The sequence below is a fragment of the Aeromonas salmonicida genome, from assembly GCF_028355655.1.
Taxonomy (GTDB): domain Bacteria; phylum Pseudomonadota; class Gammaproteobacteria; order Enterobacterales; family Aeromonadaceae; genus Aeromonas; species Aeromonas salmonicida.
This window is the reverse complement of the sequence record NZ_CP110645.1, coordinates 3268971-3284898: the sequence shown is the minus strand read 5'-3', so window position 1 is coordinate 3284898 and position 15928 is coordinate 3268971. Positions and strand designations below refer to the sequence as shown.

General features: G+C 62.4%; 10 protein-coding genes. 7 read left to right on the top strand and 3 right to left on the bottom strand.

The annotated features are described in order from the left end of the window. Window positions 1–26: 26 nt before the first annotated feature. Entirely contained in the window at window positions 27–1301 is a 1275-nt protein-coding gene (gene bioA / locus ONZ54_RS15345) for an adenosylmethionine--8-amino-7-oxononanoate transaminase (protein ID WP_271786583.1), read from the bottom strand. 192 nt (window positions 1302–1493) lie between these two features. Here bioA and bioB point away from each other — a divergent pair, with 192 nt between their 5' ends. The 5 genes from bioB to htpX all read left to right on the top strand — a co-directional run bounded on the left by bioB (window position 1494) and on the right by htpX (window position 6434). After that, window positions 1494–2594, top strand: coding sequence for a biotin synthase BioB (gene bioB, locus ONZ54_RS15340; RefSeq protein WP_059112588.1), 1101 nt, complete (start codon window positions 1494–1496; stop codon window positions 2592–2594). Beyond that, entirely contained in the window at window positions 2591–3808 is a 1218-nt protein-coding gene (gene bioF / locus ONZ54_RS15335) for an 8-amino-7-oxononanoate synthase (RefSeq protein ID WP_271786582.1), read from the top strand. Before bioB ends, bioF begins: the two co-directional genes overlap by 4 nt. Beyond that, window positions 3801–4613 (top strand): malonyl-ACP O-methyltransferase BioC, encoded by an 813-nt coding sequence (gene bioC / locus ONZ54_RS15330; RefSeq protein WP_271786581.1) that lies wholly within the window; start codon window positions 3801–3803, stop codon window positions 4611–4613. The genes bioF and bioC overlap by 8 nt, the downstream gene beginning before the upstream one ends. A gap of 153 nt (window positions 4614–4766) precedes the next feature. Continuing rightward, window positions 4767–5447: a dethiobiotin synthase gene (gene bioD / locus ONZ54_RS15325; protein WP_096119200.1), complete on the top strand. Its 681-nt coding sequence runs from the start codon at window positions 4767–4769 to the stop codon at window positions 5445–5447. A 114-nt stretch (window positions 5448–5561) separates the two neighbouring features. After that, a complete protein-coding gene (gene htpX / locus ONZ54_RS15320; RefSeq protein WP_005313012.1) occupies window positions 5562–6434 on the top strand; it encodes a protease HtpX in 873 nt (290 codons plus the stop codon). A gap of 75 nt (window positions 6435–6509) precedes the next feature. Here htpX and ONZ54_RS15315 read toward each other — a convergent pair whose 3' ends face one another. Then, a complete protein-coding gene (locus tag ONZ54_RS15315; RefSeq protein ID WP_096119199.1) occupies window positions 6510–8222 on the bottom strand; it encodes a methyl-accepting chemotaxis protein in 1713 nt (570 codons plus the stop codon). A 210-nt stretch (window positions 8223–8432) separates the two neighbouring features. Further along, the gene (locus tag ONZ54_RS15310) at window positions 8433–10241 is read right to left on the bottom strand and encodes an MOSC N-terminal beta barrel domain-containing protein (protein ID WP_271786580.1); all 1809 of its coding nucleotides are present in this window, start codon (window positions 10239–10241) and stop codon (window positions 8433–8435) included. A gap of 352 nt (window positions 10242–10593) precedes the next feature. On the opposite strand from ONZ54_RS15310, the gene ONZ54_RS15305 reads away from it, so the two are divergent. Both ONZ54_RS15305 and nifJ read left to right on the top strand, forming a co-directional pair. Next, entirely contained in the window at window positions 10594–12240 is a 1647-nt protein-coding gene (locus tag ONZ54_RS15305; protein ID WP_271786579.1) for an NAD(P)-binding protein, read from the top strand. After that, window positions 12237–15812: a pyruvate:ferredoxin (flavodoxin) oxidoreductase gene (nifJ, locus tag ONZ54_RS15300; protein ID WP_271786578.1), complete on the top strand. Its 3576-nt coding sequence runs from the start codon at window positions 12237–12239 to the stop codon at window positions 15810–15812. Before ONZ54_RS15305 ends, nifJ begins: the two co-directional genes overlap by 4 nt. Window positions 15813–15928 lie beyond the last annotated feature (116 nt).

The window sequence follows — 15928 nt, the reverse complement described above, 5'->3', positions numbered from 1 at the left end:
CTCATGCCGGGCCTTTTCATGCCGGCTTAGAACTCGCCGCTGGCGATGGCTTCATGGATGGCCTGGGTCAGCACACTCAATTGTGCCGGTGTGATGACGAAGGGGGGCATCAGGTAGATGAGTTTGCCAAATGGCCGGATCCAGGCACCCAACTCCACAAACTTGCGCTGGATACGGGCCACATCTACCCGCTCCTTCATCTCCACCACGCCGATGGCGCCAAGCACTCTCACATCGGCAACCAAAGGGTTCAGGGTCAGCCGCACCAGCTCGGTTTTGAGCTGATGCTCGATGGCCTGCACCCGTTCCTGCCACGGCGAGGCCAGCAGCAGATCGATGGAGGCACAGGCCACGGCGCAGGCCAGCGGATTGCCCATAAAGGTAGGCCCGTGCATAAAGACCCCCGCTTTCCCGTCGCAAATCGTGCGGGCGACATGTTCTGTGGTGAGGGTGGCAGAGAGGGTCATGTAACCGCCGGTGAGCGCCTTGCCAAGGCACATGATGTCGGGGCTGATGCCAGCCCAGTCACAGGCAAACAGCTGGCCGGTGCGACCAAACCCGGTGGCAATCTCGTCGGCAATCAGCAGCAGGCCGAACTCGTCGCACAAAGCGCGTACCCATTGCAGATAGCGGGGGTGGTAGAAGCGCATGCCGCCCGCTCCCTGCACTATGGGTTCGAGGATGATGGCTGCGATCTCTTCATGATGGTCAGCGACGAGCGTGGCGAGATCCACCACACACTCTTCGTCCCACTGGGCGTGGAAGCGGCAGCTGGGGGCCGGGGCAAAGTAGTGCTCGGGCAGGAAGCCCTGGTAGAGCTCGTGCATGCCGCCATCCGGGTCACAAACGCTCATGGCACCGAAGGTGTCGCCGTGATAGCCGCCGCGCAGTGTGACGAACTTGGCTCTGGGGGGGCCTTTGGCGTGCCAGTACTGCTGGGCCATCTTGAGCGCCACTTCCACCGCCACCGATCCCGAGTCGGCCAGAAACACCCGATCCAGACCGGCCGGTGTGATCTCCACCAGCTTGCGGCACAGCTCGACCGCCGGGGCATGGGTCAGGCCGCCAAACATGACATGGGACATCTTGCCGAGCTGGGCGGTGGCGGCCGCATCGAGTTCAGGCACCTGGTAGCCGTGGATACAGGCCCACCAGGAGCTCATGCCATCCACCAGTTCGCGACCATCGGCGAGAGTGATGGTGACTCCTTTGGCGCTGCCCACTTCATAGCAGGGCAGGGGATGGGTGAGAGAGGTATAGGGGTGCCAGATGTGATTCAAGTCGAATTCTTGGTTGTTCATTTTATGTTCTGTTGTCAATGGATTTGATCTGGTCGGTGTTGACAGTCTACGCGCGCTCTCTACACTAGCCAACAATTTCAGCCACTTGGCTCCTCACTCGCTGGATGGCGCGGGGGCAAAGTGGCGGGTCCGGGGCTCGGCCATCCAGGATGGCGGGCGCAGGATCCCACTTATAACAACCGGAAGCCATGTATGAATGCTTACACCGCGGGCGGCCACGCCCTTCGTCACGACTGGACCCTCGCCGAGGTTCAGGCCCTGTTTGCCCTGCCATTCAATGATCTGCTGTTCCAGGCACAGACGATACACCGCGCCCATTTCGATCCCAACGAGGTGCAAGTGAGCACCTTGCTCTCCATCAAGACGGGTGCCTGCCCGGAGGATTGCAAATATTGTCCCCAGAGTGCCCGCTATCACACAGGGCTTGAGACCGAGCGGCTGATGGAGGTGGAGAAGGTACTGGAGCGGGCCCGTGAGGCCAGGGCCAACGGTTCGTCGCGCTTTTGCATGGGGGCCGCCTGGCGCAACCCCAAAGAGAGGGACATGCCCTACATACTGCGGATGATTGAAGAGGTGCGAGGACTAGGCATGGAGACTTGCATGACGCTAGGGATGCTCACCGCGGATCAGGCCGCCCGTCTCGGTGCCGCAGGTCTTGACTACTACAACCACAACCTCGACACCTCGCCGGAGTTCTATGGCGAGATCATTTCTACCCGTACCTATCAGGACAGGCTCGATACCCTGGAGCATGTGCGCGGCGCCGGCATGAAGGTCTGCTCCGGTGGCATAGTCGGCATGGGTGAGCAGGCAAAAGATCGGGCGGGTCTTTTGATGGCGCTCGCCAACCTGCCGCGCCACCCGGAGAGCGTGCCCATCAACATGCTGGTGAAGGTGAAAGGGACGCCGCTTGAAAACGAAGCGAACCTCGATTCGTTCGAATTCATCCGTACCATAGCCGTGGCACGGATCATGATGCCTGCCTCCCATGTGCGCCTCTCCGCCGGGCGGGAGAAGATGAACGAACAGATGCAAGCCATGTGCTTTATGGCAGGTGCAAATTCGATTTTTTATGGCTGCAAGCTGCTGACCACGCCAAACCCGGATGAGAACAGCGATATGCAGCTGTTCAAACGGCTCGGCATTCGCCCCGCCCAGCGAGCCCAGAAGCCGGATCAGGTTCAGACATTGGAACTGGAAGCCGAGCTGCTGGCCGAGGTGAGCCGCCAGAACGCGCCGGATGAGATGTTTTACGATGCTACCCGTCCCCGTGCAGGCGTCGTGCGTCCATGAAGAGCCCTGTGGTAACGGGCCCTTTTGGTCTGGGTAAGGCTCTGGCCGGGCGCGAGCAGGCCGCCTTGCTTCGCCGCCGCACTGCCACCGATGGCTGCGTGGGGGGGAGGCTGCAGGTAGCGGGCCGCGACTACCTCAACTTCTGTGCCAACGACTATCTGGGACTGGCCGATCATCCTGCCATCAAGGCCGCTTTCAAGGACGGGATTGACAGCTATGGGGCTGGCTCCGGTGCCTCGCCCCTGGTGACCGGCTACAGCCGTGCTCACCAGCAGCTGGAAGAGACGCTCGCTGACTGGTTGGGGGTGGAGGCGGTGCTGCTGTTCAACTGCGGATTTTCCGCCAATCAGGCGGTGCTGAAGGCCTTGCTCGGCAAGGAGCATCTGCTGTGGCAGGACAGGCTCAACCACGCCTCCCTGCAGGAGATGGGCAGCCAGCTCCCCTGCAAGATGCAGCGCTTCGGTCACAACGATATGACTGCTCTCGAGCGCCAACTCGAACCAAACCGGGGTTTGATCGTCTCGGAAGGGGTGTTCAGCATGGATGGGGATCAGGGCCCCTGGCCTGAGCTTGCCCGCCTGGCCGCCCAGAGCGGCAACTGGCTGATGATCGACGATGCTCACGGCCTTGGCGTGCTGGGGCCCGAGGGGCGCGGCACCCTGGCGGCGCAAGGGGTGGCTCCTGCATCCGTACACATCCAGATGGGCACTTTTGGCAAGGCGCTCGGGGTGGCCGGGGCCTTTGTCGGCGGCAGCCGCGAGCTGGTGGATTATCTGGTCAACTTCGCTCGCCACTATGTCTACAGCACCCATATGCCGGCCGCCCAGGCCTGTGCGGTCAGCAAGAGTATCGAACTGGTGCGGGTCGCCGACGATGCCCGCGCTCATCTTGGCCAGCTGATCGCCCGTTTCCGGCAAGGGGCACAGGCGCAGGGCTGGCAACTCGGTGCGAGCAACACCCCCATACAGCCGCTGCTGGTGGGGGAGAGCAGTGCGGCCCTGCAACTGGCCGAGCGGCTGCGGGATCGCGGCGTCTGGGTGAGCGCCATCCGCCCGCCCACTGTGCCGGTCGGTACGGCGCGGCTGCGCATCACGTTAAGCGCGGCTCACAGCGAACAGGATGTGGACCGCCTGCTCGAGGCCCTCGGCCCTTGCACCCTGACGGCCAGTAGGCGCGAGTCTGCCGCAGAGCAGAGAGGTGCTCGCCATGCATGAGCGCTTTCAGCAGGTTGACAAGGCGCAGCTCGCCCGCCGTTTCGGGGCGGCGGCCCGCCACTACGATGCCCATGCCCGTTTTCAGCAGGAAGTCGGTCTGGCGCTATTGGATCGCATGACTGGGGAGCCGGTGACTCCCGCTTCCTTGTCAACATCTCCCATATCCGGGCTGGATCTGGGTTGTGGTACCGGATTTTTCCTGCCCCACCTTGCCAGTCGTTGCCACCAGTTGCATGGACTGGATCTTGCCCCCGGCATGTTGCAGCAGGCGGCTCTGCGTGGCAGCGGTGCGCAACTTGTGTGCGGCGATGCCGAGCGTCTGCCGTTTGCCGACGGGAGTCTGGACTGGGTCTTCTCCAGCCTCGCCCTGCAGTGGTGTGAACGACCGGCGCAGGCGTTTGCCGAACTCCACAGGGTACTCAAACCCGGTGGACAACTGCTGTTCTCGACCCTGCTTGTCGATTCGCTCTGGCAGTTGCGTGAGGCCTGGCGCACGGTTGACGACCATCCCCATGTCAATCGCTTCCTCAGCCTGCCACAATTGCAAGATGCCGTTGCCGCAGGGGGCTTCACAGCGCCTTGCCTTGAGAGTCTGGCCTGGGCGCTCTCCTATCACGAGTTGAGCGGTCTGCTGCGCGACCTCAAGGGCATAGGAGCCAGCCAGCTCAACGATGCGCGTCAATCAGGTCTGAGCAGTCGGCTGCGCTTGCAGCGCCTGACGGAGGCTTATGAAGCCTACCGTCAGCCGGATGGCCTGCTGGCCGCCAGCTATCAGGTGTGCCTGGGGCGCCTGATCTGCCGATAAGCTGGCCTGAGTCGCCCCTTGCCGGGTCTGTCCGGGGGACGCGATGTGCGAACAAGTCGGGCTGAACTCATCTTCTGTCCCAGATACTTGATATGCAGGTGATCTGCCCCTATAAACGGCGGGCTGTCGCCTGATTTGTGTTGAGGAGTCATCATGGTTAAATCCTTCTTTATCACCGGCACAGATACCGATGTGGGCAAGACGCTGGTCGCCCGCACCCTGCTGCTGGAGTTTGTCGCCCATGGCATTCAGTGCGCCGGTTACAAGCCGATCTCCGCTGGTTGCGCTCGCACCCCGGATGGGTTGCGCAACCTGGATGCCGTCTTGCTGCAAGAGGCGGCCAACCTGTCGCTGCCTTACGATATGGTCAATCCGTATGCCTTTGAACCGCCCATTGCGCCCCATATCGCCGCCAGCGAGGCCCGTGATGCCATTACCCTGAAGGGACTGTCTGACGGTCTGCGCCAGATAGAGCAGGCGGGGGCCGAGCTTGTCGTGGTAGAGGGGGCGGGCGGCTGGTTTCTGCCGCTGGATCGCAAGCATCTGCTGTCGGATTGGGTCAAGCAGGAGAACATGCCGGTGATCATGGTGGTGGGGGCCAAGCTGGGTTGTCTCAACCATGCGCTGCTCACCTTTGCCGCCATTCGAAACGACAATCTGCCGGTAGCAGGCTGGGTCATGAATCGGCTGTACGGATCCATGAGTCACTACCAGGAAAACCTGGACACCTTGAGGGGCTTGCTCCCCGCGCCGTTTTTGGGTGAAATACCCTTTGTAAACAATCCACTTGAGGCTGATTTGCGCGGGCGTCTCGATATATCCCCTCTGCTCTGAACCCGACATTCAGCGAACATTCATCGAATCTATCTATTATGCGGAACAGGTGTGATACCGACCGGCTGTGAACCGGAACGGGAGGCACCTATCCATATCTCACAAGGAGTCTATATGAAGCGAATTATGCTATTCCTGGTGACCAACCTGGCCGTCATGCTGGTGCTGGGGGTGGTACTCAATATCCTGTTCTCGGTTCTGGGGATCAACAAGTCCAGCATTTCCGGTCTGTTGATGTTCTGTGCCGTGTTCGGTTTTGGGGGTTCCTTTATCTCCTTGCTGATGTCCAAGTGGATGGCCAAGCGCAGCTATGGCGTCCAGGTCATCGAGCAACCCCGTAACGAGACAGAGCACTGGCTGGTCAGCACCGTTGCCCGTCAGGCCCGTGAAGCGGGTATCAAGATGCCGGAAGTGGGGATCTACGACTCGCCGGAGATGAACGCTTTTGCGACCGGCGCCCGTCGTGACGACTCCCTCGTCGCTGTTTCGTCCGGCCTGCTCTACAGCATGAGCCGCGACGAGGCGGAAGCCGTGCTGGCTCACGAGGTGAGCCATGTGGCCAACGGTGACATGGTGACTCTGACCCTGATCCAGGGGGTGGTAAACACCTTCGTGATGTTCTTCGCCCGTATCGTGGCCGGTGTCATCAGCAACTTCTTCAGCTCCAACAACGACGAAGAGAGCAGCAGCTCCGGTGGTTTTGCCTACATGATCACCGTGTTCGTGCTGGAGATGGCATTCGGTGTGCTGGCCTCAATGATCGTCATGTGGTTCAGCCGTCAGCGTGAGTTCCGCGCCGACGCAGGTGCCGCCAAGCTGGCGGGTCGTGACAAGATGATTGCAGCGCTGCAGCGCCTCTCTCGCGGTGCCGAGCCACAGATGGAAGGCTCCATGATGGCGTTTGGCATCAACGGCAAGCGCTCCATGAGCGAGCTGTTCATGAGCCACCCGCCCATCGAACAGCGCATCGCCGCCCTGCGTGGTTGATGCCATCCGGTCTTGAATAAGACCTTGCTAAACAAACGGCTGCCCAAGGGCAGCCGTTTTGCTTTTCAGCGTTCTTTAAAGCTTGAAGCGACCCATCTCTTGGCGCAGCAGCCGTGACAGCTGTTTGAGTTTGGCGGCCTCCTGCGATACGTGACGGGCCGCATCCCCCGACTGTTCGGAGAGGGAGGTAATGTGGCCGACGGTAGAAACCACCTCGTTGGCGGCGGTGGATTGCTCGCGCAGTGTGTGGCTTATCTCCCCCATCAATCCGGTCAGGTTGGCTGCATGACTCTTGATGCTGGTGATGGCCTCGCCGGTCTGGTTGGCCAGACTCACGCCGCGAGAGACGTTGTTGACCGTGTTCTCCATGCTGCGGATGGAGGCATCCGCCCCGCTCTGGATCTTGCTGATCATGCCGGTGATCTGCTGGGTCGAGGCCGCCGAACGACTGGCGAGATTGCGCACCTCGTCGGCCACCACCGCAAAGCCCCGCCCCTGTTCTCCCGCCCGCGCTGCCTCTATGGCGGCGTTGAGGGCCAGCAGGTTGGTCTGATCGGCGATGCCACGGATCACCTCAATGATGTCCGAAATCTGCTGGGTGTGGCTGTTGAGCTCGGAGAGGCTGCTGGCCGCATCCCCCACTGTGCTGGAGATGTTCTCTATGCTGTCCAGGGTCTGCTTGATGACGCCGGAACCCTCTTCCAGGGTGTTGGCCGACACCTTGCTCAATTCGTCGGCATGGGTGGCGTTGTCGGAGAGGTGGCTGATGCTCACCACCAGCTCCTCGATGGCGGCCGCCATTGTCTGGGTACTGGTCTGCTGGGAGGTAGCAAACTGGGCTGTCTGCTCTGCTATCTGGGCTATGCTGTCGGCCGAGCCTGACAGCTCCTCGCTGGAGTGGGAGACCTGGGCGATGATCCCCTTGAGGGTTGACTGCATGGTGGCCAGCAGGCCGATCAGGCTCTCTTGTGCGCCAACGGGTACATGGATCTGACGGGAGAAATCCCCTTGCGCCAGACTGTTGAGATCGCTTCTGAGCTGGCTGACCGAGGTGCCGGTCAAGTCGAGCAGGGCCCGATAGGTGCGCCACAGGAAGAACATCAATACCAGGCCCAGGGCGATAAACAGATAGCGCAACATGGCAGACTGGCTGGTGGCATCGTCCACCGCCTGCTGGGTGCGGGTCTCCATCATGACGTAGAAGTCATCGATGGGGGCCATGATGCGCCCCTTGTTCTGGTGATAGGCCTTGTCATGCATCATGGCGATGGCTTTTTGCTGGTTGGCCGCGAGATCCCCCTCCTGCTGTTGTACCAGCTTGAAGGCGGCGACTTCGGTACTGACCAGGGCATCCGAGTTGTTCTTGGCCTCGTTGAGCTTGGCCAGCTCACCGTCGGTAAAGCCGGCATCCTTCATCAGGTCGATGAGGCCACGCCGCAGCGAGGTGTCGGGTCTGGGGTTTTGACCACTGGCCGCCACGAAATCCCAATAGATGCGGTTGTAGCCTTCCGGTCTGTTCTGTTCGCCGTTGCGTATGGCCAGGATCCGCATGTACTGCTGCTCATAGGCGGGATCCTTGGTGATCACATAGGTGCGACCGAGCCGGGTCAGATCGTCGGAGGATTGCCTTAGCTCATCGGCCAGCAGATAGGATTGGTAGCGTTGTTGATAACTCTGCTCGAGTTTTGTCCCTGACCAGGTGTAGGCAAAAAATACCAGCGATAGCAGGATCAGGGTGACAACGGAGAGCAAGAGATTGAGTTGAAAGGCAGGTCTGTTCTGTTCCATGGTTTGAGCGTCCTTATTCTCACCAGAATAACCCCCTTTGTCACACGGCGAAGGCCGGTACTTCTGAAGGTTTTTATTGTTCTGCAGTGAGTATAGGGGGCCGGAGAGGCTGCATGGCTCGGGTATGCCGAGAAAAGGGAAGGGGGTAAAAACAGCGGGGAAAATAAGGGCCGGGGGGCGCTTAACCCATGATGCTTCCGGCCCGCACTATTATCGCGGCCCGATCACCAGATCGGTCAATGGCACGGCGCAGCAGGTGAGGATCTTGCCTTCGGCCCGCTCGGCTGCCGTGATGGCCGGGGCATCCGGGTGATCCACGTCCCCCGAGACGAGGGTCTGCTTGCAACTGCCGCAGATGCCGGCGCGGCAGCTCCAGGGCAGCTCCACTCCCTGCTTGTGGGCCTGATCCAGGATGGTGCCCTGATTGTTGCCAACAAAGGTCTCTTCACCGATACGCAGTTGCACCGCCTGATGGGGGCGAGTCACCGAAAGAATGGCGCCGCCAAAGCTCTCCTGCTTGATGCGGTCCGCAGCAACGCCGAGCGCGCACAATCTGGCGGCCGCATCGGCCATAAACCCGTGAGGACCGCAGATAAATACCTCGCGCCCGGTCAACCCCTTGACCTGGGCCAGATGATCATCGCACAGCCGCCCTTTGAGCCCCTGCCAGTGAGCATCCGGCTGGCTCAGGATCAGGGTCAGTTGCATGCCTGCCCGGCTCAGGGCGTGCAGCTCGGCGGCGGCCGGTATGTCTGCTTCGCTGCTGCACAAATGCATAAAGTGCACGTCGCCGAGTTCGTGTCTGAGATACAGGGTGCGGGCTATCGACAGCATGGGGGTGACGCCCGAGCCGGCCGAGAGCAGCAGCAGGCTGCGCTCGGTGCCGAGGTGAAACTCGCCAGCCGGTGCGGCCGCCAGCAGGGTATCCCCCACCCGCAGCTGGTGGTGCAACCAGGGGGAGATGCGCCCTTCACCCAGGCGCTTGACGCTGATGCTGTAGCGCTCCGGCAGATCCGGGCTTGAGCTCAGGGTATAGCGCCGTTGCAGCCGCTCGCCCTTGATATCCAGACTGATGGGCAGGTGCTGGCCCGGCAGGTAGTCGGGCAGCGGCTCGCCATCGGCAGCTTCGAACCAGAATGTTTCCAGATCTCGCGCCAGCGGCTCGCGGGCGACGCAGACCAGCTCCCGCTTCTTCGGCGCCGCATTGGGGTAGACGGGGGGACGGGCGGTTTCCAGCACCTCTATCTCGCTGCCCGCCTCAATCCAGCCCTCGTTCAGTGCCACCAGATTCTGGCCGAAATAGACCTCGCCATCTTGGCCGCGACGATAGCGGGTGAGGGTGGCCAGCGGCTCTTTCAGGGCATTGAAGCGATCCGTGCCCGCCTCCACCGTGGTCATGATGCAGCGGCTGCAGGGCTTGGCCACACTGAACTCCACCTCGCCGATGCGGATGCGGACCCAGCTGTCCTCCTCGAACGGCCGGGTACCGGTTGCCACCAGGTTGGTACGGAACTGGCTCATCTGGTGCAGGGCATCGGAGCGCAGGTTGAGGTCATCGAGCGAGCTCTGGCTGATCAGCAGCAGGGGATAACCGTCGGCGAAGCTGACCCGGGTGCCGGTTTTTTCCCGGAAACGATCCGATTGCTCGCCGAGCCAGAGCAAGGCGACCGGCTCACCCGTGACCTTGCTCAGCCAGAGATCGGCGCTGATATCGGTATGCAGGGCGGTGAAGCTGTCGCGCCAGACGCCGGTAGTCCGAGGTGTGCGGGAAAAATCCTGTTCTCGCAGCGTGAGCGGTTTAAATCCCGGATAGCGCAACTGCAAGCCGCCCTCTATGGGGGTCGCCACTACTTGCTGTAGCTGAGGATGGGTACGGGCTGTGATAAAGGTGCCGTCCGGTTTGACCACCATGTAGCGGCGATCTCCCTGCAATCCCTCTTCGGTCACCAGAGCGCGAGTCAGTGGCATGCCTGCCGTTGATTTGATGGGGTAGAGATGAATGCTGTCGAGTATTGGCATGTCCTGATCCTGTGAAGTGCCCTGTGTCAACGAGGGGAAGAGCGCAGTGACTGTCGTGGCAGCCATCCCTGCAGTGTGCTGCGCCGGTTGTCGAAGGTGCGACATGGTCAACCCAATCACATCTTCAATCGGGCAAGATGTTACAGGGGTCACGTTCTGTTCTCCATACCCCATAAAGTGCAACATTATTTGATCCTGATCCGTCAATCAGTACAAAAATCAGTCCACTATCGAACCAGCTTCCAGTTTCTAACGCTTTCGCTTCTTCCCCATCCGGCCACCGTCCGCTTCGGCTAAACGGTATCAAGTGCCATCGGATGGGGCCTGTCACACAAAAAGAAGAAAGCAATGTATGAGCAAACAACTGGATATGACCCCACAGCCGGATCTCTCCCAGAAAACGGGAACAGGCCCGGTCCGTACCCGGCTGCCCGTCTGGCGGCCGGCCCTGCCACCCTGCAACCACGCCTGCCCGGCTGGCGAGAACATCCAGGCCTGGCTCTCCCTCGCCGAAGCGGGCCGCTTTGAAGCGGCCTGGCAGACGCTTATCGAAGAAAATCCGCTGCCCGCCGTTCATGGCCGGGTCTGCTATCACCCCTGCGAGAGCGCCTGCAACCGCGCCCAGGTGGATGATGCCGTCTCCATTCACGCCATCGAGCGTTTCCTCGGCGACGAGGCGCTGGCCAAAGGCTGGCTGCCCGCGCCGCCAGCTCCAGCCAGCGGCAAGAAGGTGCTGGTGATCGGCGCCGGTCCCTCCGGTCTCTCCTGTGCCTGGCACCTCAACCGGCTCGGCCATCAGGTGGAGATCCGCGAAGCGGGGCCGCTGGCTGGCGGCATGCTGCGCTTTGGCATTCCTGCCTACCGGCTGCCCCGCGATGTGCTGGACAGGGAGGTCGCCCGCATCCTTGCTGCCGGAGTGATCCTCACCCTCAACCACAAGGTGGAAGACGTGCTCAAGGCGCGCGATCAAGGGGGCTTTGACGCCGTCTTTATGGCCATCGGCGCCCATCTGGCCAAGCGGGTCGATATTCCGGCCCGGGAAGCGGGCAAGATCCTCGATGCGGTGAGTTTCCTTGAGCAGGCCAGTCTGGCCGAAGAGCAGGGACTGCCGCCCCCCAAACTGGGACGGCGGGTAGCGATCTACGGCGGCGGCAATACCGCCATGGATGCAGCCCGCACCGCCCGCCGTCTCGGAGTGGAGGAGGCGATGATCATCTACCGCCGCGACCGGGACCATATGCCGGCCCACGCCTTCGAAGCCCTTGAGGCCGAGGAGGAGGGGATCAAGATCAACTGGCTGCGCAGCATCCGCCAGCTCGACAACACCCATATCGAAGTGGAGGTGATGGCGCTGGATGAGCAGGGCAAGCCGGTGCCCACCGGCAAGTTTGAAACCCTGGAGGCGGATTCACTCATTCTGGCGCTCGGTCAGGAGGTGGACTTGAGCGTGCTGGAGAACATTCCCGGCGTGCGGGTCAACAAGGAGGGAGTGGTGCAGGTGGCCGACAACCTGATGACAGATGTGCCGGGCCTGTTTGCGGGGGGCGACATGGTGCCCTCCGAGCGCACCGTCACCATAGCGACCGGCCACGGCAAGAAGGCGGCACGCCATATGGATGCCTGGCTGCGCGGTCGCCACTACCACAAACCGCTCTCCTACCCGCTGGTGGTGCCGGAGCAGCTGCAACTCTGGTTCCAGACCCACGCGCCCGCCAGCAGTCAGCCGGTCAAACCGGCGTGGGCGCGGGATGATTTTGGCGAGATCATCGGCGGGCTGGATGAGGTGGCCGCCCGTTACGAGGCGGCGCGCTGCTACTCCTGCGGCAACTGCTTCGAGTGCGACGGCTGCTACGGCAGCTGCCCCGAGCAGGCCATCGAGAAGCTGGGGCCGGGCAAGGGCTATCAAGTGGATGCGACGCGCTGCACCGGCTGCGGTGCCTGTCACGACCAATGCCCTTGTCACGCTATCGAGCTGCGCCAACCGGAGGAGTCCCAATGAAACATGAACTGATCATGGTCGATGGCAACGAAGCCGCGGCCCGGGTGGCGTACCAGCTGAGCGAAGTGTGCGCCATCTATCCCATCACCCCCTCCTCGACCATGGCCGAGCTGGCCGACGCCTGGGCGGACGAGGGGCAGACCAACCTGTGGGGCAACATCCCCACAGTCGTGGAAATGCAGAGTGAAGGGGGGGCGGCCGGGACTGTACATGGCGCCCTGCAGGCGGGGGCGCTCGCCACCACCTTCACTGCCAGTCAGGGACTGATGCTGATGCTGCCCAACATGTACAAGATCGCCGGTGAATTGACCGCGGCAGTGTTCCATGTGGCGGCCCGCTCGCTGGCGGCGCAGGGGCTCTCGATTTTTGGCGATCATCAGGACGTGATGGCGGCGCGCAGCACCGGCTTTGCCATGCTCGCCTCCGGCTCGGTGCAGGAGGCGCAGGACTTGGCCTTGGTTGCCCACAGCGTCACCCTGCAGTGCCGGGTGCCCTTTATCCACTTCTTCGACGGTTTTCGCACCTCCCACGAGGTGAACAAGATCACGGCCCTGCATCGGGACGAGATCCGGGCGCTTATCGACAACGACTGGGTGCGGGCCCACCGCGCCCGGGCGCTCAACCCGGATCATCCCGTGATGCGCGGCACGGCCCAGAACCCGGACACCTATTTCCAGTCCCGCGAGAGCGTCAACCCCTTCTACGAGGCGGTGCCGGCCCGGGTGCAGCAGTGCATGGACAAGCTGGGATCCCTCACCGGCCGCCACTACCGGCTGGTGGAGTACCACGGCGCCAGCGACGCGACCGACGTCATCTTGCTGATGGGATCGGGGGCGGCCACCGCCCGCACCACGGTGGATTGGCTCAACCGGCAGGATCGCAAGACAGGGGTCCTGGTGGTGCGCCTCTATCGCCCCTTCCCTGTGCAGGCGCTGCTCGATGCGCTGCCTGCCAGCGTGCGCCGGCTGGCGGTGCTGGATCGCACCAAGGAGCCGGGCGCCGGCGGCGAGCCGCTGCTGTTGGATGTGCAGAGCGCCCTGATCGATGGCTTGCAGCGCGGCCTTATCAAGCGGCTGCCGTGGCTCAGTGGCGGTCGCTACGGTCTCTCTTCCAAGGAGTTCACCCCGGCCATGTGCGCCGCTGTGTTTGAGGAGCTGGCATCCGATGCGCCGCGCCCACGTTTCACCGTGGGGATTGTCGATGACGTCTCGGGCCTCAGTCTGGCTTGGCACCCCATCGGTGATTTGGAGCCTCCTAGCCGGGTGCGGGCGCTCTTCTTCGGTCTGGGTGCCGACGGCACGGTTGGCGCCAACAAGAACAGCATCAAGATCATCGGCGAGCTGGATGGCTTCCACGCCCAGGGCTACTTCGTCTACGACTCCAAGAAGTCGGGCTCGCGCACCGTCTCCCACCTGCGTTTTGGCCCCGAGCCCATCGACGCCCCCTGGCTTATCGAGCAGGCGAGCTTCATCGGTTGTCACCAGTGGAGCTTCACCGAATCGGTGGACTTGCTGGAGCACGCCGCCCAAGGGGCGACCCTGCTGCTCAATGCCCCCTATGAAGCAGACAAGGTGTGGGGCCAGCTGCCCGAGCGGCTGCGGGCCCGCATCCGCGCCCTCAATATCCAGCTCTACTGCATCGATGGCGATCGGGTGGCCGAGCAGAACGGCATGGGCAATCGCATCAACACCATTATGCAGACCTGCTTCTTCGCGCTGGCCGGTGTGCTGCCGCGGGACGAAGCCATTGCGCTGATCAAGGAGAGCATAGAGAAGAGCTATGCCCGCAAGGGGCCGCAAGTGGTGGCGCGCAACTTCGCCGCGGTGGACGATACCCTGGCTCACTTAAGCAAGGTGGTGATCCCGGCCGGTGACGAGCAGATCAGCGATTATCCGCTGCCACTGGCCCCCGGCGGCAGCGACTTTGTCCAGCGGGTCACCGGCGAGATGCTGGCGGGGCGCGGCGATTTGATCCCTGTCTCCATGCTGCCGGTGGATGGTACTTACCCCACCGCCACCAGTCGCTTCGAGAAGCGGGATATCGCCCGTGAGATCCCAATCTGGCAATCCGATATCTGCATCCAGTGTGGCAACTGCGTCTTTGTCTGCCCCCACGCTGCGCTGCGGGCCAAGTTCTACCATCAGGACTGGCTGGCGACCGCCCCCGAGGCGGCCCAGTCGGTGCCCGTCACCGCCAAGGGCTTCCCCGACAGCCGCTATACCCTGCAGCTCTATCCGGAGGATTGCACCGGCTGCGGCCAGTGCGTGCAGGCCTGTCCGGTGCGGTGCGGGGCTGATGAGGAACACGAAGGCGAGCGTGCCATCACCATGATGGACAAGGCGCCACACCTCGCCGGTCAGAAACAGGCGCTGCGCTGGTTCGAGAGCCTGCCCTGGCCTGCCCGCGAGCGGGTGGACTTCTCCACCGTGCGCGGTGCCCAGTTCCTGGAACCCCTGTTCGAGTTCTCCGGCGCCTGCGCCGGTTGTGGCGAGACCCCCTACCTCAAGCTGCTGACCCAGCTGTTTGGCGATCGCATGCTGGTGGCCAACGCCACCGGTTGCTCCTCCATCTATGGCGGCAACCTGCCGACCACCCCCTGGGCCAAGAACGCGGAAGGGAAGGGGCCCGCCTGGTCCAACTCCTTGTTCGAGGACAACGCCGAGTTCGGCTTTGGTTTTCGTCTCACCGCCGATCAGCATCACGGTCAGGCGGTGGCCGCCCTCAAGGCGATGAAGGGGGAGCTGGGAGAAGCGCTGGTCGAGTCGCTTATCAGCGCCCCGCAGCGGCTGGAGTCGGAGATCCGCGCCCAGCGAAATCGGGTAGCGCAAGTGCGGGAACGGCTGGAAGAGGTGCGATCCGGTAAGGCCCGCGAGCTGCTCTCCTTGATTGATCAGCTAGTGCGCCGCTCGGTCTGGATCGTTGGCGGCGACGGCTGGGCCTATGACATAGGCTCGGCGGGGCTCGATCACGTGCTCGCCTCCGGGCGCGATGTGAACGTGCTGGTGATGGATACCGAGGTCTACTCCAACACCGGCGGCCAGATGTCGAAATCGACCCCGCTCGGTGCCGTCGCCAAGTTCGCGGCGGGAGGCAAGACGCTGGCCAAGAAGGATGTAGCCTTGCAGGCCATCTCCTACGGCAACGTCTATGTTGCTCGCATCGCCTTTGGTGCCAATCCGCAGCAGACGCTGCAAGCCTTGCGTGAGGCTGAGGCCTATCCTGGACCGTCCCTCATCATCGCCTACAGCCACTGCATCGCCCACGGCATCGACATGGAGCTGGGGCTGACCCAGCAGAAACGGGCGGTGGACTCGGGTCACTGGCCGCTGCTGCGCTACAACCCTGTATTGCGCAGTGCGGGGCAGAACCCCTTCAGCCTCGACAGCCTGCGCCCCTCCATTCCGCTCGCCGAATACAGGGCAGAGGAGAACCGCTATCAGGTACTGGCCCAGAGCCACCCCGAGGAAGCCGAACGGCTGATGCAGGTGGCGCAAAAAGTGGCGTGGCAGAAGTGGGCCACCTACGAGGAGATGGCCACCCGCGAGGCCAGCCATTTCCATCCGCCGGTGTGATTGTGGGGTGAAATCGATATAACCAAGCGGGCCACTAGCCCGCTTATTGGTATTTTTAATGCACGTTATATCTGTTATCGCTATCTGACAGTTTGGACACTTTTAGTTGTTAAATA